Raw genomic sequence first — 20,978 nt, 5'->3', positions numbered from 1 at the left:
CCAAGAGTAGCACTTCCTTTTCCAAAGCAAAAAGTCACCTCATTTTAAAGGTGACTTTTTGCTTTGCTTGAAGCAGCATGAAACTGCCTGTGCACAAATCTATATTGGTGCTTTTTTAGTTATGTCTATTAACTTAAAGTAATATCTCTAACTAGACTTCTCTATTTACTACTTGAGGAGGTTGTTCAAACCATTTTTCTTTTATTGCTAAAAGTAAACCTAGTCCATAATACTTTTTCATATCGTCAGATATTTTGTCTAATTTAGAAAGAATATCCGTTCTTAAACTGGAAGTCATAGCCTGACTTATCATGGCAAAACAGAATATTCCCAGACAAGTATTCGCAAAAAACAACATTAACTTATCGGAGAATGGAGACATCTCTACATTGGAAATGTTATAGTCCCCTGATGCTGATATCGGAATATTTTCTTTATCAAGAACTTCTTGAAGGGAATCTAATACTTTTTTGATTCCATCTCTCCCTTTACTAAAATGTTGTTTTAACTCTTTTGCTTTCGCTAATTTATTAAAAGTGACAAATACCATTTGTGAAAACTGTGCTCTATGAACAATTCTGGATAGATTAGCAATTTCAGCAGTATTTAGAGGTCTTGATCCACCAAAAAAACCATTGAGATATATCATGGAATCAGCAAATTCTACCTTACTATCTATCGCTACTTGTGGATGTTTCAAATATACTCCTTGTGATAACATTAGATCTACAATTTCATTCTGAATTTTTACAGAAAATGCAATATTTTTTTGAAAATGTTCTCGCACATCGTTTCTGGTGCAATCTGATATTGCAATTGGATATGTACTCATCGATAAGTGTGTTAGATCAAAACAAAAATACAAAATAAATGTATCGGAAAATACTTTGAATGCGTCAACCCTTACGTCTTCATTGGTAAAACCAAGTGGAATAGTAAGATTCTCTTTGATATAAATCTCTTTGAGTTCATTTAGATTATTTTGAGATTGATTTAACATCTTTTCTATCACTTGTTTTATTTCGTTATTTTCTGTGCTTGCATAAAAATATTCAAAAAGTCTTAGTTCCATACTGCTCTTTAAATAGGAAGACCAAAGGTTAGATACTTCGTTTGAGGTTAATTCTATAAAAGGCATATCGTTTTCTGAATGACTCATCTTATCAACTCCTTTCTAATTACTTTCTCCAATCCTTCACTTAATATTAATGGTTAAAATAGCAATAGCAACGTGCATACTCATTGCCCTTTCAGCACTGTTAATAGTAGTTTTTCCAATTTACTATTATTTGATTTTTGAAAATCAAGAAACTATCTAAGGAGCCAGTAAAAACATGTGAATTACGAGCCATCTTTGATTGGCGGCTTGAAAGAAGCAAAAAATCCAGGAAAAGAACATGAGCCATATGTTCCGGGAAATCTCAAACGAGTAAAAATCTCTCGTGAAAACAACTTGGACAAGCTGGCGAAACGTATAGAAGATTTAGTGATTGGGAAAGGGAGGAATTAACCTCCAACCTTGTTAATGCACTTTCATCCTGTCGAAAAGAAATCCAGGACAAGATGATTGAAATCTTTAGGAATTGTGACGAAGAATACGGAAGAAGAGTTGAGGAAGGACTGAGAGCTGCTGGAACAGAGGCAGATACAAAAATGGAGGATGCTGTAAATCTGGCTGAAGAATTAGGACACCCTTCTGATCTATATTAATTTTCAAAAAGGGCTGAACATATTACGGGACAAACTGATAAAAAGGCTGCGGCGGCAAAAATGCAGCAAATGATAAAAGATGAACCACTCAATATTTAGCAGAAATTATAAAAGAACTAAGCCGCTCTATTCCCTTAATTAAGGATGAAGAAGAAAAAGGTAAAGACTGCAAGGATTTTTAAAAACATTGCGTCTTTATACACCCTAAAATTTTTAATTAGGAATGGTACTATGATTTCATTAAAGGTAAAACTGCTTTAATTACCGGAGCAGGCAGAGGAATTGGACGTGCTACTGCGATTGCTTTAGCCAAAGAAGGAGTTAATCTGGGGCTAATTGGATTAAACATGTCCAATCTTGAAAAGGTATCTGCCGAACTAGCGCAATATGATGTCAAAATTTCAGCTGCAACAGCAGATGTAACTGATCTTGAAGCAATCCGCCATGCGGTTGAACATATCAAATCAGTAGTTTTGACACCCATTTTTAATAGTACAATACTTATGTCCATCAATTGTTATGTCAAAGTTAAAGGAATTCCGAACGAACCTTGATAAATAAAGAAAAAGACGTATGCCAATTCATACGTCAATTCTTGTGTCATTTATTAAGAAAGCACCCGAAAACAGATCCCTTTATCGTCTGTTAGTTTTTAAGCTTCAATTGAAGTTGTTCAGCAGCATGTAATGCATTTTTGTCCTGCTGGATATCCCCAGGCTTATTGCCCTCACCAATTACATACCCGGCAAACTCCATCTTCATAAAGTCAAAAATATGCTGAAACTGCTGGATCATCGGCAACCCCTTCAAGTACGGATTATCGCCGCCGACTGCCACAACATAGGCCTTCTTTGCAGCCATCTGCTTCTTGAAGTCAGGATACTTCGCATCCCGCATCGAATGCGACCAGCGATCAATGAAGTTCTTCATCGTCCCCGACATACTGTACCAATAAACCGGCGTAGCAAAAATCAACGTGTCATGCTGCAACACCCGATCAATCACAGCATTATAGTCATCACCAAGATCCTGGAACCCGGCCTCATCATGGCGTGCATCCTCAATCGGCAAAATCGAAAAATCCCTCAAGTTGATTCTTTCCACATCCAACCCACGAATCGCATGCTCAGTCAGTGCTTCCGTATTCCCATTTGGACGAGTTCCCCCGTAAAGTACCGCAATCGACATCCGTCCCAACTCCTTTATAAATGGATTACCCTTCCATCATACCAAAAATTAACCGAAACTCACCAAGCCGTGCTCGAGTCGACAAAAACATACATAAAACTACCATTACCACCAATTTTCCCAACAGTGATATAATTTAAGAAAAGACAAATAGTAAGAGGTCAAGGCCATGAGGAAATCAGGACAAATCACGCTCGTAGGTATTTCGCTATTATTTACTTTATTTCAAAAAATGTATCACCAACAAGAATTTTTCACCATTGATTTTTTGATCTTCACCGTGATTGCATGGATCGTTGGCTATCAATATGACAAGGCACGTTTTTTTGCCAAAAAGGTCCGGGAGAGTGAGTGCAGCTATAAAAAACTCATCGATTCTTTGCCGAACCCCGTTTACATTTTAAGTGACCAAAAACTACTTTATGTCAACCAAGCTGTTGTCAGGACAGCAGGAGTAAAAAGCAAGGAAGAACTGATTGGGAAATCAATTTTTGATTTTATCGTCCCGGAATATCAAGAACGTGCACGAGAACGGTACAAACAGATTAATAAAGAAAAACAACCGGTCAACACTATCGAATACAAGGCAAAACGTCTAGACGGTTCAACCTTTTTCTTTGAAGTCTCTTCTATGTACATAGTGTTTGGCGGGAAAGAGGCCGTGCTTTCCATTGGAAAGGATATCTCCGAACGCAAAGAAGAAACGGAGCAGCTGCTGCAAAAATCAGAGAAGCTCGCTCTACTCGGGCAAATGGCGGCCGGGATTGCCCACGAAATCCGCAATCCACTCACATCGATCCGCGGCTTTATCCAGCTATTCAAGTCTGGGGAAACGCACCCGGATTACTTTGATATTGTCCTCTCAGAGCTCGACCGGATTAACAGCATCGTCGGTGAATTCCTCGTTCTTGCTAAACCAACTGCTGCGGTTTTTATTGAAAAAGATGTGAAAAATTTAATCAAAGACGTCGTCACCCTAATCAATAACCAGTCGATTTTGAACAATGTCCAGATTTACGTCGAGTTCGACAGCGACCTGCCAATGGTGATGTGCGAGGAGAATCAGTTGAAGCAAGTGTTTCTCAACCTGCTAAAGAATGCAATTGAGGCAATGCCAAAAGGTGGCAATATCGACGTGAAGGTGAAGCAAAAGGAAGACGGAAAAATCTCGATTCAGATTATCGACCAGGGCGTGGGGATTCCGGAGGCCCGGATTCCAACACTTGGGGAACCTTTTTACACCACAAAAGAAAAAGGCACCGGCCTCGGCCTGATGACCTGTTACAAAATCATCGAGAGCCATAACGGGGAAATTAAGATTACGAGTGTCGTAGACGAGGGGACTACGGTGGAAATCATGCTGCCAACGATCACGCAGCCGTTGTTGGTGGTGTAGTTGGCCTTTTTTGTTGAAAAAGGTAATTTTCAAGGAGGGATACCTGGTTTTTTAGAAGCTTAAATTAAAAGCGGTGGGTAAAAGGGTAAAAGTAGTGGGTAAAGAGGGAGAACCGGAATGTAAACTCCTCGAAGTGGTCGGTAAAGAGCCAAACCGGTGGGTAAACGGAATGAGGTTTAAAAAGAGCTCTAATCTTGGGAACAAAACTTAATGAAAATGGTAATTTCTCTTTAAGATAGGTAATTTTCAAAGAAGGATACCTGGTTTTTAGCTGCTTAAATTAAATGTGGAAGGTAAAAGGGCAAAAGTAGTGGGTAAAGAGGGAGAACCGGAATGTAAACTCCCCAAAGTAGTGGGTAAAGAGCAAAAACCGGTGGGTAAACGAAATGAGGTTTAAAAAGAGATCTGATATGAGGATAGAATCTTACTGAAAATGGTAATTTTTCTTTTAAAAAGGTAATTTTCAAAGAAGAATACCTGGTTTTTAATAGCTTAAAAGAAAAGTTGTGGGTAAAGAGGAAGAACCGGAATGTAATCTCCCCAAAGTGGTCAATAAAGATCCAAAACTGGACGGTAAATCCTAATGGGCCTATCCATACCAGAGTGTGACCATGAACAAACAAAAGGGTCAGGCAATAGTCCCAATAAAAGCCGTCAATCCTCAAATCCCGAAAGCAACCCCTCCAACAAAAAACTACCTCTAACCGCAACAACGACAAATCATCATATGAAAAAGAACCCATCCACATTCCCCTACCTTTTCCAGCGTAAAAACTCGCCCGCAGCCTGAAGCAAGCTAGAAGGTGAGACCCAAGACTAACCCAACAATCCAGTCCAAACAATAAAAAACCGCAGACAGAGAAAGTCTCATTAAAAAAGCCAGCCCCATTCAAGGAGGGCTGGCTATGCAAATCAATAAAATCTCTTGAAACTAGCAAAATGCTCTTTGAAGTAAGAGATAGTTAAGCTCGAAATAGCGATACCGCGAGACGGATCGGCGTGAACAAATTGGTTGTCACCAAGGTAGAATCCGACATGGGAGATACCCTTTTTATAAGTATTTTCAAAGAATACGAGATCCCCAGCCTTCGGCTTGTCGACATAGTACGTGCGGTTATAATAGCCATCGGCGGAATAGCGGCCGATATCAATGCCTGCTTGGTTGGCGACATAATAAATAAAGCCGCTGCAATCAAAGCCAGACGGAGTGCTGCCAGCCCAGACATACGGAATACCCATTAAGCTTTTTGCGGTACTGACAATTTTGGCAGAAACATCACCACTAGAAGGCGTTGTCGCTGTCGTCGTCGTAGACTCGGGAACAGACACGGACGTCCCTGTAATCTTCAATTTCTGACCGACATAAATTCGATCGGAAGTCATATTGTTTAGTACCTTTAGCTCCGCAACCGTCATTCCCGCTTGCTTGGCAATCCCGCCTAGGGTGTCACCACTTTTCACGATATAATCAGTCGCATTTGCGGGCGGTGTTTGCGGCTTAGCAGGCTGAACAGGCGGATTGGCAGGTGGCGCAGGTGGTTTAGCAGCAACTGCCGGCTTACCGGTCACTTTCAACTTTTGTCCAACACGAATCAAATTGGACTTCAAGCCATTCAATGCTTTCAATTCCTGCAAGCTAAGACCAAATTGCTTAGCAATCTTTCCGAGTGTATCACCAGATTTAACGGTATAAGTGGATACATTTTTTGTCGTCGATGAAGTAGTAGTTGTGGTACTCGCCTTACCAGGAACCTTCAACTTCTGGCCAACCTTAATTCGGTCAGACTTCAAATTGTTCAACTTCTTCAATTCCGACACCGTCGATTTATATTTCACGGCAATTTTACTAAGGCTATCGCCTGTTTTAACTACATACGTAGTCGTCGCCGTTTTAGAGGTGGTAGGAGATGTCTTCTTTGCCACCGCTTCCGTCGTAAAAGTTGCCCCTGATGACCCAGCAGCAACCTTCAGCACCTGACCAGGATAAATGATTGTACTATCCAGTCCATTCCACAGCTTGATGTCGCCGACACTTACATCATATTTATTGGCAATCTTAATTAAGGCATCCCCACTTTTGACGGTATAGGTCTTTACCGGGGAGGATGTCCTCGTAACAGTAGTCGTTTTTGCTTTTGTGTTCGGGAGCTTAAGTTTCTGATTGATCTGTAGAGAATCCGATTTTAAACCATTCAATGCCATTAATGTGTGTACACTGGTGTTATATTTCGAGGCAATATGTGATAGGTTGTCACCCTTTTTGACTGTATATGTACTTGCGTGCGCCGTCCCTGCGTAAACTGCCGATAAAACCGCCGCTGTCGAAACCGCACGGACTATTGTTTTCTTCATTGAGTCCCTTCACCTCTCTAATTTTTTCACTTTTTAAATATTTTATCATAGTTTGCTAGTGTTTCGGGGCACAAAATTGAAAAAGATGACAAATGAGGTAAGATTTTGAGGGAAAAGGGTGCAAAAACCATAGGAGAAAGGGGGTGAAAATGTAAAAAGGTGCAAAACTAAAAAGGCATTGCTCTTAAGCAATGCCCCTATCAACACCCTATTTAACCTTTACCTTAACCACTCTCGAATTTCCGGCAGCATCTTTCGCCGTAATCGTTAACGTAGTATTCTTCTTCTGCGCTTTAATCTTTAATTTGTAATATCCTTTAGAGTCCGCTTTTCCACTCGCTAATGTCTTGCTGCCAGCCTTCACAGTAACATAGGCTTTCGTTTCTGTTTTCCCACTGACATATTTGCTCGTTTTCTTCACTTTATTAACCGTTAAAGTAGCTGGAGCTGTTTTATCGGCTACCGTAACAGATGTTGTGTTACTTACATTTTTAAATCGATCCGTAGCCGTAAAATACAATTTAGATCCAGCTTTGACTGGCTTCGTCGGAAACTTAAAGTTTCCGTATTTGTCCGTATTCGCTACACCAAATGGTTTTGTTCCATTTTTAATCGTAATTTTCGAATACGCTTCGGCTTTACCAGTAATGTACTTATCATTGTCATCGAAAGGGTTTACTTTTGGTGCAGCCGGTGGAGTCTTATCCAGTACCGTAACATTACGGACAGGGCTAACGTTTCCAGCAGAATCTTTTGCAGTAAAGCTAAGCTTCGTTCCAGCTTTAAATGGGGCTGCAAGGCTTACTTTAAAATTACCATAATTGTCTGCGTTAATAGTTTTAAAGGTTGCAGCGCCATTCTTAATGGTTACCGTTGAACCCGCTTCCGCTTTACCAGAAATGGTTTTATCATTGTCGTCAATCGGATTGACAGTTGGTTGTGCCGGTGGTGTTGTATCAATCATACCAGCATAAAGCATATAAATATCATTTGAGGCTACTTTATTTAAATTTGTGGCACCGATATAATAGGTTCCTGGCGTAACAGACAAAATCTGATAGTCAATTCCATCATCCGTACCATAATCTTCTGGGATAACAAACTTATCAGTTAAAGGATCCAATAACGCAAATCCTAAATCTGCTAAATAATCGTTATTTTCAACGATGCTGCCCAGAAGAACTAAATAGCCAGGTTCAGTGATATTGATTTTGAAAAAATCCAAATCACCCGCTACATTTACATTGTAACGAAAATCTCCGAAAATACCGGTGTCCAATTCTGCCGGATTAGCGTAATCAGGAAGGTCGTTGGGCTCGGATTCAATAATTGGATTATTCGTTTCTTCCAATCTAGTAAATCCGGAACTCTTATTGATAAACTTCCGAACATTCAATGAATGAAACTTTGAATCTTTTACCGTTGAATGACGGTCTTGGTGGAATTCAACGATCTTCTTTTGAACATCCGTTACTGGGCTTGCAGCATACGTTTTCGTTGACTGGAATCCTGTAAACAATAGAGCAGCCCCAATCCCAGCGTAAGCAACTTTCTTTTTCAAAACATCTTCCCCCAACTAATTATATTTTCCTAGTAAGTATATCACGGTTGTAAAATTATGTAACTTTATATAAAAACTGTTATTTCTACAATTTTCTCTTCTAAAATTCAATTAATCTCTGAAATTCACAAAAATTCTTTTAATTTCGACTGGAAATCTATTTACATATCAAATATTTAGGAATAAAATAGGTAATTAGTACGATAGTAGGAGGAGTCAAAGAACGTGGAAAGCAAGGAGAAGAATAACCGTTCTATGGAGCAAAGTGCATTTTCAGAGATTATCAAGAAGGCTTACGAAAAAGGTTTAACAGATAGTAATCTCACCGTACATAAGTTATTAGAAGACTTAGAAACCGAACTGAAAAATATGAGGGTAAGTTAAAAAGATAATGGGGTCGCCTGTAAACGACATCCTGTTATCTTTTTTTTAGTTCATTTTTAAAACAGTCATCTAAAAAACAAAAAAAGGAGCAGTCTCAGGTAAAGAAAATCTACTGAGGCTGCTCCCTATTTTCTACAGTGGATAATACTAAATGGATGAGGGAATCCAGCTCCTCACTGCATTTAATGGCTTCAGGGGAAGTAATCCCAAAGGTTTCCACCAATTTAGCCAATTCTTTTTTATATTGTTCAATCGTTAAGATCAAATCGTGCATGAGTACCGCTCCTTGTGAAGCATCTAAATACGCTAAAATTAATATTATCATTAAATTTGAAATTTTGAATATTGAGATTCCCATATGGACCAATTCTGGATTAAAATGCGGTTAGAGAGGGTTGAATTGAGGAATCCTTGACATGAAAGAGTAAAAAATGTAACAAGTTTGTTACATAAAAGGTGGGAGATTCGTGACCCCTAATGAAATCGTTTTAATAGCCGTTACGGCCCTCGCATCGTTTGCTGCCGGAGCCATACTATCCAACAGGCTGGGTTCAAGTGATCAAAAAAAGAAGGTTCGGAAGCAAAAAGAGCTAGAAATCGAAATACAAAAAGCCAAACAAGATTTACTCCATACGATTCAAAAGCAGCAAGGGTTAACGTTAAAATATGTAAAAATCGGCGATCGATACATACATACTTTGTGTGAAGGAGAACTGCTAGCCAAATTAGGACTATCTTCTGAAGCAGTAGTCGGAAAAGATTTACGCGATTTTTTACTTCAGGAATATGCGGAAGAAAAGCTTCAGTCCTATCGAAAAGCCTGGGAAGGGGAGCAGATAAACTATGAGCAAAGATTAAATGGAGTCGACTACCTGGTCGGTTTACGTCCGGTTTTTGAGAACGGCCAAGTGGTGGAAGTGATTGGTTCAGGTGTCGATGTCACCTCGCAAAAGGAAAATGAAAAAAAGCTGAAAGAATCCTATGCCTTAGGCAGAACGTTAATTGATAGTCTGCCATTCGGCATCCTTGTGGTGGACAAAGAGAAGAATATCATCGCGATTAACGAGGCATGCGGCCAAATCTTTCATTTAGACCAACCCACCAAGTGTTACATGGGAAAAAATGTGGCAGATTACCATCATGTCTATTTTGAACATGTCGAAAAAGAGGGAAAAAGAGTGGGAGAAATGATCGAGAATCACCAGCCGGTAGTGGATGAAGTCTTCTTTAAGGGCGGAAGAACCCTGAGAAGAAGCTATCGCCCTTTTTATATGGATGAGGAGCTAAAGGGACATCTGTGGACATTTGAAGACATTACCGAACGTAAGACATTGGAAGAGGCCAATCGAAAGGCTAAGGAAGAAGCGGAAAAAGCGAACCGAGCCAAATCAGAGTTCTTGTCCAATATGAGTCATGAACTGCGAACACCGTTAAGTGGAATTCTTGGATTTTATCAACTGCTGGAATTGGATGAAACGTTGACCGAAAAGCAGCGGGGATTTTTAGAGGAAATCGGTAAGGGTGGACGCCATCTGTTGGATTTAATCAATGAAATCCTAGACCTTTCCCGAATTGAAGCGGGGAAACTAAAAATCACAACGAAAAAGATCAACATTAACGAAATGATCAAGGAGTGCATCGATTTCACACGTCCTTCGGCCAATCAGAAAGGAATCCTCATCCTCTATCAAGAAAATGCCTTAGACCAATATGTGGTGGCAGATCCTGTTCGTTTACGGCAGATTATTTTGAATCTATTGGATAATGCGATCAAATACAATCGGGATAACGGGGAAATTTTTATAGTATATACGAGCGAAGAAGGGTTTCTCTCTGTTCATATCCGCGATACTGGAATTGGCATACCAAAGGAAAAACAGGACGAGGTGTTTGAACCCTTCTATCGGATTGACCATTCCTCTGTGGAAGGGGCAGGAATCGGACTTTCGGTTGTCAAGCGTCTCCTGGCCTTAATGGGCGGCCGGATGGGGGTAGAAAGCGAGAGCGATAAGGGCAGCGATTTTTGGTTTAGCCTCCCATTGGCCAATCATCATGGGGGGGCGAAAGAAGAAACGATCGTGCACGCTGGCAAAAACCCCCAAAAACCGATGAACACAAAAGTATTATATATCGAGGACAATATCGCCAATATGCAATTGGTTTTGGAGATATTCGAGACGCTTGAGGGAGTTTCGTTGATTTCGGCTTTAACCGGCGCGGAGGGAATCAAAGCAGCCCGTGAACAATTCCCTGATATAATCCTCTGTGATCTCCATCTTCCTGATATAAGTGGATTTGAAGTCATCAAGGCGCTAAAGGCAAATCCGGAAACCGCCAACATCCCGGTTCTGGCGGTAAGTGCGAATGCGATGGAGGAAAACATCCATCGGGCATTGGAGGCTGGTTTTTTGGAATATATCACAAAACCGCTGGAAATTGCCTCTTTTATTCAGCAGATTTCCAAGTATTTAATTTAATGTATAATAACAAACAGATAAGCGAAAATATGGATGGATCGATAGGTTCGTTTCAAATGGGGGATCAATATGGAACAGATTAAGGTGGTCATTGCCGATGATGATCCTTCTTCGAGAACACTTTTAGCACAATTTACACAGCTTATGCCCAATTATATCATTGCCGGTGAAGCGGCAAGCGGCAATGAATTGCTGGAATTAGTCATGAAAGAAAAACCGGAAATTGCCTTATTGGATATCCAGATGCCCGACCTAAATGGTGTGGAGGCAGCAAAAGCCTGCAAATTGATGGCCCCATCTCTTCATATCATTTTTACCACGGGCTATGAGGAGTATGCAGTGGAAGCATTTAACCTCTCAGCCGTGGATTATCTAGTCAAGCCGATTGAGCGGACCCGCTTTTTTATGGCACTTGAAAAGGCAAGGAAGTCGATTGAAGTAGCGAAAGTAATCGAATCAAGAGCGGCAAAGAAGGAATGGAAAAGGCTTGCGATTCGGTCGAATCAAACCTTTGTCTATCTCCCGGTGGAAGAGATTCTTTTTATCGAAAAAGAGGGAAGGAAATCGGTCGTTCATACGGTGGATGAGCGGTTTGTAACGCATGAACCGCTTCAAGAGCTGGAGGAGCGACTCCCTGACTATTTTTATAAAACCCATCGATCCTATCTTGTCAACTTGAAGAAAATTGTCAGAATAGAAGCCTTGGGGGAAACCTATTCGGCACACTTCGCAACCTCTGAAAAAATAGTTTATATTTCTAAATTGAAAATCAACGAGGTTCATCGATTGATGGGGACATGAGGAGGTCTTTTAACGTTAGTAAAAGGCCTTTTTCGTTTGGGAAATTCATGGATAATTTTTTAGCTAGAAAGATCCGTCGGTGATGAATCGATTTGGCCATTCTGTCTTTTTGTTATGAACCTGTATAGGTCACGGGTCACATACACCCTTTATAATTTTACCAACCTCTCATAGCCCTTCATGTCATGGATTCCGCATTTCATACCTCCCTAACCGCATTTCAATCCAATATTCTTCCATATGAGAACCTTCCTATTATAATGCGTTTTTTTTTATGATATTTTGGTGTTCAAAGCTTTTTATGGATTACAAAAGTGGAAAAATTGATTTTGATGAGTTTGTGAGTCAAGGGTGAATTGCCTGTTAAGAAAACGGCATAGTGGCATTAGGCCGGGCTGTTATTCCGATTCCCATTGTAGGTACGATGATGGGCAGTTTTGCTGCAAGTACTCTTGTTACCATTCCTATAAATTAGGAATAAAATAGGTGATTAGGATGATAGTAGGAGGCGTCGATGAAAGTGGAAGGCAAGGAGAAGAAGAGTAGGTCTGAAGAGCAAAGTGCATTTTCAGAGATCGTAAAGAAATCTTACGAAAAAGGCCTAAAAGATAGTAATCTCACAGTACATAAGTTACTAGAAGACTTAGAGACTGAACTAAAAAATATAATGGTAAGGTAAAAAGTGATAATAGGGTCGCCTACAAACGACACCCTGTTTTCGCTTTTTATATTTTTACACAAAAAAAGCGAATCATGACGATTCGCTCTAGCTGTTCATTAAATAATGTAATAAATAATCGCTCCAAACCTGAATTCCTTTTTCATTTGGACCGCTTTGATCTGGAAGCAGGTAGTCCTTAATTTCTTCCTTTTGATAATCAGGCCATGCAGACCAATGATCAAGAAAAGGAATATCCTTCTTTTCAGCAAATTTCTTCAGTTCTTCAACTTGAATAGGATAATATTTTGCTTGATAAATAGGATAGGACGGTTGCAGAACTAAAGATGCATCCGGATTCGAAACAACCACCTGTTCAGTGATCTTCGACACATTTTTAAGGGTATCATCGATCACTACTACGCCATTATCCGCTACCAAAAAAGGTTCAAGCACGAATAAATCGGCCTTCTTATCAGCAAGATCCTTTTCTTCAACAAATTTCGTGGAAGTTTCATTAAAGGAAACTATGGAAACAGAGATATGGTCCCCAAATGCTTCGGTAAGCTTCTCTTTTACATCTTTATAGCTTTTCGCATCAGACTTATTACCTACTAAAAGAAGCTTAAACTTCTTTTTCTCTTTAATAGTTTGCTTCATTCTTCCTACTGCCTTATCAGGCCAATTTTTTGTAAGGTCATCGATATCGATGGACTGTTCAACTGCTTCTTCGCCTGCTCCCTCACTTATCTCAGTTCCTTTATTTGATGCTGCTTCAATTTTTTGATTATAGTAGGAATGGCCCCAAAAAAGTATTGCCACACATATAATTCCCAATAGAACAGTTAAAAAATTCTTCATAAACAAAAAAACCTCCAATAAGTTCTGCATTTCTATTATAGCAGAAAGAAGAAAGCATTTTATTCCAATTACCAAAAATGCCTACAAAAATTTACAAAAGAGGTGTATGATTAGAAAGTCAAAAGGAAGAAATTTAGCAAAAATTGTAGATTTATGGTTCTTATCGACTACAATCTATGATATAATTATGGATGTTTTGAACTTGAAATAATATCAGGAGGACCCCATGGAAGAAACTATCAGTTTACAGGAATTATTGCAAACCCTCAGAAAAAGGCTAAGATTAATCCTTTCAATTGCCTTTATCGCCGTTTTAATTAGTGGTGTGGTTAGTTATTTCTTCTTAACACCCATCTATCAAGCTTCCACCCAGTTGCTAGTCAATCAATCGAAAAACAAGGATAATTTATATAACACAAATGAAGTTCAGACTAACCTTCAATTAATTAATACCTATAATGTCATTATCAAAAGTCCTGCCATTTTGGATCTTGTTATCAAGGACTTAGATCTAAAGATGACGGTAAATGAATTAAACCAGAAAATAACGGTACAAAATGAAACTGACTCCCAGGTTGTCAATTTATCTGTTCAAGATACAAATCCAGCAATGGCGGCGAAAATTGCCAATAAAACGGCCGCAACTTTCCAAAAAGAAATTGTCAAAATCATGAGTGTAGACAATGTCAGCATCTTGGCAAAAGCGTCGGTAGGAGAAAATCCGTCTCCGATTAAACCCCGCCCATTGTTAAACATAGCAATCGCATTAGTGGTAGGTTTGATGGCTGGTGTAGGTTTTGCTTTCCTATTAGAGTACTTTGATAATACAGTGAAAACAGAACAAGATATTGAAAAACTAGTCGGACTTCCAGTACTTGGAGTCATTGCGACGATGGATGAATCGCGTTTGAAGGAATTGTCAAAAAAACGGGTAGACCGAAAAGCTAAATTAAGAGGTGAGACAATTGGCTCTTAAAAAGGATAAAAAAATATCTAATAAAAGAAATCTAGTCGCAATGATTGATCCAAAATCAACGATTGCGGAACAATATCGAACGATTCGGACAAATATTCAATTTTCGTCTGTTGATCAGGAAGCAAGAACGTTAATGGTAACATCAGCTGGTCCAGGAGAGGGGAAATCGACAACGGTTGCGAATTTAGCCATTGTTCTTGCCCAGCAAGGTAAAAAAGTCTTATTGGTGGATGCGGATTTACGTAAGCCAACGGTTCACTACACCTTTAATAAAACGAATACTTTTGGATTGACGAGTGTTCTTACAAAACAGTTGAAGCTAGAAGAAACGGTAGTAGAGTCTGCGGAAAGAAACCTATACATTTTATCAAGCGGGCCGATTCCTCCGAACCCGGCAGAATTGCTAAGTTCGATGGCCATGGAGGTTTTCCTCAATAACGCATTAGAAGAATTTGAAATGGTCTTGTTTGATGCTCCTCCAGTACTAGCCGTAACAGATGCTCAAATTCTTGCCAATAAATGTGATGGAACGATTTTGGTCGTTTCGAGCGGAAAAACGGAAAAAGATAAATTAGAAAAGGCAAAAGAGTTGTTAGAAACTGCTCAAAGTAAAATCATAGGAGTCGTTCTTAACAATAAAAAGATCGATTCAAAATCAAATTATTACTATTATTATGGAACGAAATAATAATAGATAAGCTATTAAAATAGTTATGAAGTGAATTATTGTATTGAAAAATATGGAAGGGTGGTAGTTAACGTGATTGATATACACTGTCATATATTGCCGGGGATCGATGATGGCGCAAAAAGCTTTGAGGATAGTATTGCCATGGCCAAACAAGCGGCAAAAGAAGGGATTCATACAATCATTGCTACCCCCCATTTGAATAGTAAATATGATAATCGAAAGCCGCAAATTCTTGATCAAGTAGAAAAGCTAAACCATGTTCTACAAGAACATGGAGTTGGTGTTAAAATCCTACCTGGACAAGAACCAAGGATTTACGGTGAAATCCTCGAGGATTATCAGCAAAATCAAATTCAAACCCTAAATGGCAGTTCCTATTTATTTATTGAGTTCCCTTCCAACCATGTTCCAAGATATACAGAAAGGCTTCTTTATGATCTACAAGTAAAGGGATTGACACCAATTATTGTTCATCCTGAACGAAATTCCGAATTAATGGAACGCCCAGAATTATTGTATCAGTTCGTGGAAAAAGGGGCATTGACGCAGGTCACAGCATCAAGTGTTGCCGGGTATTTCGGAAAAAAAATCAAGGAATTTTCGAATCAAATAATTGAAGCGAATTTAACGCATTTCATTGCATCGGATGCTCATAACATCACAAGTCGTTCCTTTAAAATGGAAGAGGCAATCTATTTGATTCAGTCAAAATTTGGAGATGATCAGGTCTACTTGTTTAGGGAGAATGCCGAGCTATTGGTAAATGGAGAAAATGTGATAAAGGAAGTTCCAGAGCCAATAAAAAGGAAGAAAAAGTTTATATTTTTTTAATAGATGAAGCCGATAGACTTAATTTATTCTTTTTAGATGAAATCACCTGACAGTGAGGCTTCCATCTCCGATATCCATTGGAGTACTTGGTTACAGTGTGCGGGGAGGAAACATTTTCTCCTTAATCAGAGTTGACAAGGGCGTGTTGTAAGGATGGGTTTGGCGTACGATACATAAAAATAATAAATATCTAATGAAAGAACAGGTGTTGTCACACATGCATTTCCATTAGGTATTTATTTTTTTGTGAAAATAATTTAGAAGAACGAAATAGAGAGAATAAAGGGGGAAGAAACCATTGTCCTATCGAAAGAGATTGACGACACTTGCTTTATTGGATTCGGTGATTGTGCTTACTGCTATTTACATAAGCTATTTCACACTGGTACCGGAAATACCGATCTTTAAACTGAAAATGCTGCCAATTACGGCGATTACGTTATTATGCAGTCATCATGTGTTTGCTTCACTTTATAAGCTTTATAATAAGGCGTGGCAATATGCGAGTGTTGGTGAGTTGGTGGCGATTGTTAAGGCAGTGACTTTTTCCATTGCCGTGACAGCTGTAATGCAAGAAATTGTGTTCCATAATATTTATGTTCGAGCGCTAATGATTACCTGGATGCTTCATGTTCTGTTCATTGGCGGTTCACGATTTTCGTGGAGAATGTTTCGCGACAACGTTATGAATAAGCAGCAAAATATCAAAAAAACGTTGATTATTGGTGCAGGTTCAGCCGGAACTATGGTTGCACGTCAATTACAGAAAAACCAGGAAATTGATTTAAAGCCAGTAGCATTTATTGATGATGATCCCGTTAAATACAAGTTGGATATTCTTGGAGTCCCGGTTGTCGGCAATTCTGATTGTATTGTACAAACAGTTGAAAAATATCAAATTGATAACATCGTCATTGCGATTCCTTCTTTAACACAAAGAGAGTTAACTCGGATTTTTGATGAATGTGCAAAAACTAAAGCAAAAACACAAATTATTCCAAAGCTTGAGGATTTGATGACAGGGAAGATTTCAGTAAATCAGTTCCGTGATGTTCAAGTAGAGGACTTGCTTGGTAGAGAACCTGTCGTATTAGATATTCAAGGGATTTCAGCAAAGGTTGCGGGAAAAACCGTGCTTGTTACAGGTGCAGGTGGTTCCATTGGTTCCGAAATTTGCCGGCAAATTTGTAAGTTCAATCCTAGTAAAATCGTATTAGTAGGACACGGTGAAAATAGTATCTATCAAATTGATATGGAACTTCGGAATAAATATCAGAAACAAATTGAAATTGTCCCGATAATTGGAGATATTCAGGATCGGACAAGGATCTTTGAAATAATCGAAGAACATAAGCCATTTGTTGTATATCATGCGGCCGCTCATAAGCATGTGCCGTTAATGGAATACAATTCAAGAGAAGCAGTTAAAAATAATATTTTTGGAACAAAGAATGTAGCAGAAGCGGCAGAAACATTCGGAGTTCATACATTTGTAATGATTTCGTCAGACAAGGCTGTGAATCCACCAAACGTAATGGGGGCAACAAAGCGTTTTGCAGAAATGATTATTCAGAGCTTGGCACAACACAGTAATACTAAATTTGTAGCTGTTCGGTTTGGTAATGTATTAGGCAGCCGTGGCAGTGTGATTCCATTATTTAAAAGGCAAATTCAGGTTGGAGGGCCAGTAACAGTTACTCATCCGGATATGACACGTTACTTTATGACCATTCCAGAAGCTTCACGTCTTGTGATTCAAGCAGGGTCATTAGCAAGAGGAGGCGAAGTGTTTGTGCTTGATATGGGAGAGCCAGTGAAGATTGTAGATTTAGCAAAAAACTTAATTAAACTCTCAGGTTATCAAGAAGATGAAATCGGAATTCACTTTACAGGGCTTCGTCCAGGAGAGAAGATGTATGAAGAACTTCTCAATGAAAATGAAGTACACCCAGAAAGTATCTTCCCAAAAATTCATATTGGGAAGGCAAATGTAATGAATGCTGAGGTACTCAATCAACTAATCTACCAGCTATTAAAAATGAGTGAAACTGAAATGCATGACACGTTAATTGCGATAGCTAATAATAAGTTCGATAATACATTAATTTTGACAGCAGTAAATTAAAAAATGCTTTTAAAAAAGCATTAACTTTTTGAAAGTATTCAAGGGTGGAATGCAAATGAAAAAAGTACGGAAAGCAATCATACCAGCAGCAGGGCTAGGAACAAGATTTCTTCCGGCTACAAAAGCAATGCCTAAAGAAATGTTACCAATCGTAGATAAGCCGACAATCCAATACATTGTTGAGGAGGCTATAGCCTCGGGGATTGAAGATATTATTATTGTTACCGGTAAAGGCAAACGAGCAATTGAAGATCATTTTGATTTTGCACCAGAGCTTGAGCAAAATTTATTAGAAAAAGGAAAAACCGACCTTCTCGATAAAGTTCGTTATTCTACTAATCTAGCAGATATTCATTATATTCGGCAAAAAGAGCCAAAAGGGTTAGGGCATGCAGTATGGTGTGCACGAAATTTTATTGGGGATGAGCCATTTGCAGTCCTGTTAGGTGATGATATCGTGCAAAGTGATACTCCATGTTTAAGACAACTAATAAGTATATATGAAGAAACACGGTCATCAGTTATTGGAGTTCAAACAGTACCTGACGATGAAGCACACCGCTACGGAATTGTTGATCCATCTATACAAGAGGGACGACGTTATCAGGTTAATAATTTTGTTGAAAAACCGAAACCAGGTACAGCACCTTCAAATTTAGCAATAATGGGACGGTATATTCTTACACCTGAAATCTTTAAGTTATTGGAGCAACAGGAAACCGGGGCTGGTGGCGAGATTCAGTTGACAGATGCAATTCAAAAGTTAAATCAAATTCAACGTGTATTCGCTTATGATTTCGAAGGAAAGAGGTATGATGTCGGAGAAAAAATTGGGTTTGTAAAGACAACAATTGAGTTTGCGTTGCAAGATGAAGGATTAAGAATTGAATTGATTAATTATATTAATCAGGTCATGGATGAATTTAAAGTGAAATAGAAAATGGATCATTTTGGTCCTTGTTCATATACTTCTTTGGGTTGGGACCATAGATTCTAAAACTTTAGTGGTTAGTAGTTGGTTGGATAAGTACTAAGCGTCTGAAAAAATAATTATTAGTTCTTTTAATTTAATCTAAATTAAGCGAGGAAGATAATAATGATTGATACTAAACTAAGAAATATCCCTTTCTCTCCTCCGGATATTACGGAAGCTGAAATTGAAGAAGTAATTAAAGCGATGAAGTCTGGTTGGATTACAACCGGACCTAGAACAAAAAAGTTTGAAAGCAAAATTGCTGACTATGTTGGTGTAAATAAAGCTGTATGTCTTAATTCTGCTACTGCTGCTATGGAGTTAACTCTTCGTATTTTAGGCATAGGTCCTGGAGATGAAGTTATTACTTCAGCCTATACCTACACTGCATCTGCTTCGGTTATTGACCATGTTGGAGCAAAAATTGTCCTAGTCGATACCGCACCTGATTCTTATGAGATGGATTATGCGAAACTTGCCGATTCGATTACAGAGAATACGAAAGTGATTATACCAGTGGATATAGCAGGGAAGATGTGTAATTACGATGCTATATATGAGATTGTTGAAAACAAGAGAAATCTCTTTAAGGCCAACAATGAAATTCAAAATATATTTAATAGGATAATTGTTATGACTGATGCTGCTCATGCTTTCGGAGCTGAGAGACATGGCTTGAAATGTGGACAGGTTTCAGATTTTACTTGCTTTTCATTTCATGCGGTAAAGAACCTAACTACTGCTGAGGGTGGGGCTGTTGTTTGGAATAGAGGTCTTGGATTGGATGATGAATGGATTTATAAACAATTCATGCTATTAAGTCTGCATGGTCAATCTAAAGATGCTCTGGCAAAATCACAAAAAGGTTCATGGGAATATGATATTGTATATCCAGCTTATAAGTGCAATATGACTGACATTATGGCAAGTTTCGGTTTGATTCAGCTAGATAGATATAGAGGTTTATTACAAAGGCGTAAGGAAATTATTGGAATGTATGATCGTTCTCTATTGCCGTTAGGTATTCAAAGCTTAAGGCATTATGGAGATGATTTCGCATCTTCAGGTCATCTATATTTAGTAAGAATTCCAGGAATTACAGAAGCTGAGAGAAATGAAATAATTATTAAGATGGCTGAGGCTGGGATTACATGTAATGTCCACTATAAACCTTTGCCTATGTTTACTGCATATAAGAACTTAGGATTTAAAATTAAGGATTATCCAAATGCTTTTAGTGTATATAAGAATGAAATAACATTGCCACTGCATACTTTGTTGAGTAATGAAGATTTAGAGTATGTGATAAATAATTTGAAGAGGATAATGGATGAAATCTAATGTGTGGTGATTATATGTATAAGAATTTTTTAAAAAGAATATTTGATTTATTATTAGCTTTTATAGCACTCCCTTTTTGGCTAATTATCCTTGCTCTTATAGGACCAATTATATATTTTCAAGACAAAGGGACAGTTTTTTATAATGCACCGCGACTTGGAAAGAACGGAAAAATATTTAAAATGTATAAATTTCGTTCTATGAAATTGAATGCTCCTGATCTAAGAAATGAAGATGGTTCAACTTTTAATGCAGAAGACGATCCTAGATTAACTAACATAGGGAAGTTTATTCGAAAGACAAGTTTAGATGAAACACCTCAAATCTTAAATATACTCAAAGGTGATATGAGTATTATTGGTCCAAGACCTGACTTACCGGAACATATTGATTTATATGAGGGAAACGAAGAACGAAAGCTAGAAATTAGACCTGGAGTTACTGGATATAATCAAGCATACTTTCGAAATACTGTGCCTTGGAAAGAAAGAATTCAAAATGATATTTATTACATTGACCACCTTTCTTTGGCGCTTGATATTAAAGTGTTTTTTAAGACCGCTATATCTGTTTTAAGGCGTGAAGATATATTTGTAATCGATAAAAATACTACTTCAAATAAAGATGCAGATTAGAAATGTAAGGGGAAATAT

Annotated in this window: 18 protein-coding genes and 2 pseudogenes; 14 read left to right on the top strand and 6 right to left on the bottom strand. The window is 38.5% G+C overall.

The window, feature by feature from the left end; translation table 11 throughout:
- Positions 1 to 151: 151 nt before the first annotated feature.
- Positions 152 to 1,159, bottom strand: a complete 1,008-nt coding sequence (locus ACFQZ9_RS12375) for a DUF3231 family protein (RefSeq protein WP_498944023.1) — start codon at positions 1,157 to 1,159, stop codon at positions 152 to 154.
- Between the two features lie 174 nt (positions 1,160 to 1,333).
- Here ACFQZ9_RS12375 and ACFQZ9_RS12370 point away from each other — a divergent pair.
- Positions 1,334 to 1,710: pseudogene (locus tag ACFQZ9_RS12370) on the top strand (catalase-related domain-containing protein); the annotation flags it as partial.
- A gap of 239 nt (positions 1,711 to 1,949) precedes the next feature.
- Positions 1,950 to 2,177: pseudogene (locus ACFQZ9_RS12365) on the top strand (SDR family NAD(P)-dependent oxidoreductase); the annotation flags it as partial.
- Positions 2,178 to 2,355: 178 nt separating this feature from the next.
- On the opposite strand, the gene ACFQZ9_RS12360 reads toward ACFQZ9_RS12365, so the two are convergent.
- Positions 2,356 to 2,898, bottom strand: a complete 543-nt coding sequence (locus tag ACFQZ9_RS12360) for a flavodoxin family protein (RefSeq protein ID WP_498944022.1) — start codon at positions 2,896 to 2,898, stop codon at positions 2,356 to 2,358.
- A 169-nt stretch (positions 2,899 to 3,067) separates the two neighbouring features.
- Between ACFQZ9_RS12360 and ACFQZ9_RS12355 the strand changes: the two genes are divergently transcribed.
- A complete protein-coding gene (locus ACFQZ9_RS12355) occupies positions 3,068 to 4,294 on the top strand; it encodes an ATP-binding protein (protein WP_498944021.1) in 1,227 nt (408 codons plus the stop codon).
- A 912-nt stretch (positions 4,295 to 5,206) separates the two neighbouring features.
- Here the strand turns inward: ACFQZ9_RS12355 and ACFQZ9_RS12350 are convergent.
- Both ACFQZ9_RS12350 and ACFQZ9_RS12345 read right to left on the bottom strand, forming a co-directional pair.
- Positions 5,207 to 6,646, bottom strand: coding sequence for a C40 family peptidase (locus ACFQZ9_RS12350; protein WP_498944020.1), 1,440 nt, complete (start codon positions 6,644 to 6,646; stop codon positions 5,207 to 5,209).
- 208 nt (positions 6,647 to 6,854) lie between these two features.
- The gene (locus tag ACFQZ9_RS12345; protein ID WP_498944019.1) at positions 6,855 to 8,207 is read right to left on the bottom strand and encodes an Ig-like domain-containing protein; all 1,353 of its coding nucleotides are present in this window, start codon (positions 8,205 to 8,207) and stop codon (positions 6,855 to 6,857) included.
- Between the two features lie 225 nt (positions 8,208 to 8,432).
- On the opposite strand from ACFQZ9_RS12345, the gene ACFQZ9_RS12340 reads away from it, so the two are divergent.
- Positions 8,433 to 8,591, top strand: coding sequence for a YwzD family small protein (locus ACFQZ9_RS12340; RefSeq protein ID WP_498944018.1), 159 nt, complete (start codon positions 8,433 to 8,435; stop codon positions 8,589 to 8,591).
- A gap of 109 nt (positions 8,592 to 8,700) precedes the next feature.
- Here ACFQZ9_RS12340 and ACFQZ9_RS12335 read toward each other — a convergent pair whose 3' ends face one another.
- Positions 8,701 to 8,865, bottom strand: coding sequence for a Spo0E family sporulation regulatory protein-aspartic acid phosphatase (locus ACFQZ9_RS12335; protein WP_498944017.1), 165 nt, complete (start codon positions 8,863 to 8,865; stop codon positions 8,701 to 8,703).
- Between the two features lie 193 nt (positions 8,866 to 9,058).
- Between ACFQZ9_RS12335 and ACFQZ9_RS12330 the strand changes: the two genes are divergently transcribed.
- The 3 genes from ACFQZ9_RS12330 to ACFQZ9_RS12320 all read left to right on the top strand — a co-directional run bounded on the left by ACFQZ9_RS12330 (position 9,059) and on the right by ACFQZ9_RS12320 (position 12,548).
- Positions 9,059 to 11,068 carry a PAS domain-containing hybrid sensor histidine kinase/response regulator gene (locus ACFQZ9_RS12330; RefSeq protein WP_498944016.1) on the top strand — a complete coding sequence of 670 codons (2,010 nt, stop codon included), beginning with the start codon at positions 9,059 to 9,061 and terminating at the stop codon, positions 11,066 to 11,068.
- 69 nt (positions 11,069 to 11,137) lie between these two features.
- A complete protein-coding gene (locus ACFQZ9_RS12325) occupies positions 11,138 to 11,869 on the top strand; it encodes a LytR/AlgR family response regulator transcription factor (RefSeq protein ID WP_498944015.1) in 732 nt (243 codons plus the stop codon).
- 514 nt (positions 11,870 to 12,383) lie between these two features.
- Positions 12,384 to 12,548 carry a YwzD family small protein gene (locus ACFQZ9_RS12320; protein WP_498944014.1) on the top strand — a complete coding sequence of 55 codons (165 nt, stop codon included), beginning with the start codon at positions 12,384 to 12,386 and terminating at the stop codon, positions 12,546 to 12,548.
- Positions 12,549 to 12,635: 87 nt separating this feature from the next.
- On the opposite strand, the gene ACFQZ9_RS12315 is transcribed toward ACFQZ9_RS12320, so the two are convergent.
- Positions 12,636 to 13,388, bottom strand: a complete 753-nt coding sequence (locus tag ACFQZ9_RS12315) for an SGNH/GDSL hydrolase family protein (RefSeq protein ID WP_498944013.1) — start codon at positions 13,386 to 13,388, stop codon at positions 12,636 to 12,638.
- A gap of 226 nt (positions 13,389 to 13,614) precedes the next feature.
- Between ACFQZ9_RS12315 and ACFQZ9_RS12310 the strand changes: the two genes are divergently transcribed.
- The 7 genes from ACFQZ9_RS12310 (at position 13,615) to ACFQZ9_RS12280 (ending at position 20,960) form a co-directional block, all read left to right on the top strand.
- Complete coding sequence (locus ACFQZ9_RS12310) at positions 13,615 to 14,364, top strand: YveK family protein (RefSeq protein WP_498944012.1); 750 nt, start codon at positions 13,615 to 13,617, stop codon at positions 14,362 to 14,364.
- Positions 14,354 to 15,052 (top strand): CpsD/CapB family tyrosine-protein kinase, encoded by a 699-nt coding sequence (locus ACFQZ9_RS12305; protein WP_498944011.1) that lies wholly within the window; start codon positions 14,354 to 14,356, stop codon positions 15,050 to 15,052. Before ACFQZ9_RS12310 ends, ACFQZ9_RS12305 begins: the two co-directional genes overlap by 11 nt.
- A 72-nt stretch (positions 15,053 to 15,124) precedes the next feature.
- Entirely contained in the window at positions 15,125 to 15,886 is a 762-nt protein-coding gene (locus ACFQZ9_RS12300) for a tyrosine-protein phosphatase (RefSeq protein WP_498944010.1), read from the top strand.
- Between the two features lie 298 nt (positions 15,887 to 16,184).
- Positions 16,185 to 18,011 (top strand): polysaccharide biosynthesis protein, encoded by a 1,827-nt coding sequence (locus ACFQZ9_RS12295; RefSeq protein WP_498944009.1) that lies wholly within the window; start codon positions 16,185 to 16,187, stop codon positions 18,009 to 18,011.
- Between the two features lie 55 nt (positions 18,012 to 18,066).
- Positions 18,067 to 18,948, top strand: coding sequence for a UTP--glucose-1-phosphate uridylyltransferase GalU (gene galU / locus ACFQZ9_RS12290; RefSeq protein ID WP_498944008.1), 882 nt, complete (start codon positions 18,067 to 18,069; stop codon positions 18,946 to 18,948).
- Positions 18,949 to 19,107: 159 nt separating this feature from the next.
- Entirely contained in the window at positions 19,108 to 20,325 is a 1,218-nt protein-coding gene (locus tag ACFQZ9_RS12285; RefSeq protein ID WP_498944007.1) for a DegT/DnrJ/EryC1/StrS family aminotransferase, read from the top strand.
- Between the two features lie 14 nt (positions 20,326 to 20,339).
- The gene (locus ACFQZ9_RS12280) at positions 20,340 to 20,960 is read left to right on the top strand and encodes a sugar transferase (protein WP_498944270.1); all 621 of its coding nucleotides are present in this window, start codon (positions 20,340 to 20,342) and stop codon (positions 20,958 to 20,960) included.
- Positions 20,961 to 20,978: the final 18 nt, after the last annotated feature.

It is taken from the genome of Neobacillus sp. GCM10027624 (assembly GCF_042675345.1).
In the GTDB taxonomy this organism is placed as follows: Bacteria; Bacillota; Bacilli; order Bacillales; family Cytobacillaceae; genus Neobacillus; species Neobacillus cucumis_D.
The sequence above is the reverse complement of the archived record's forward strand: the minus strand, read 5'-3'. Positions and strand labels throughout refer to the sequence as shown.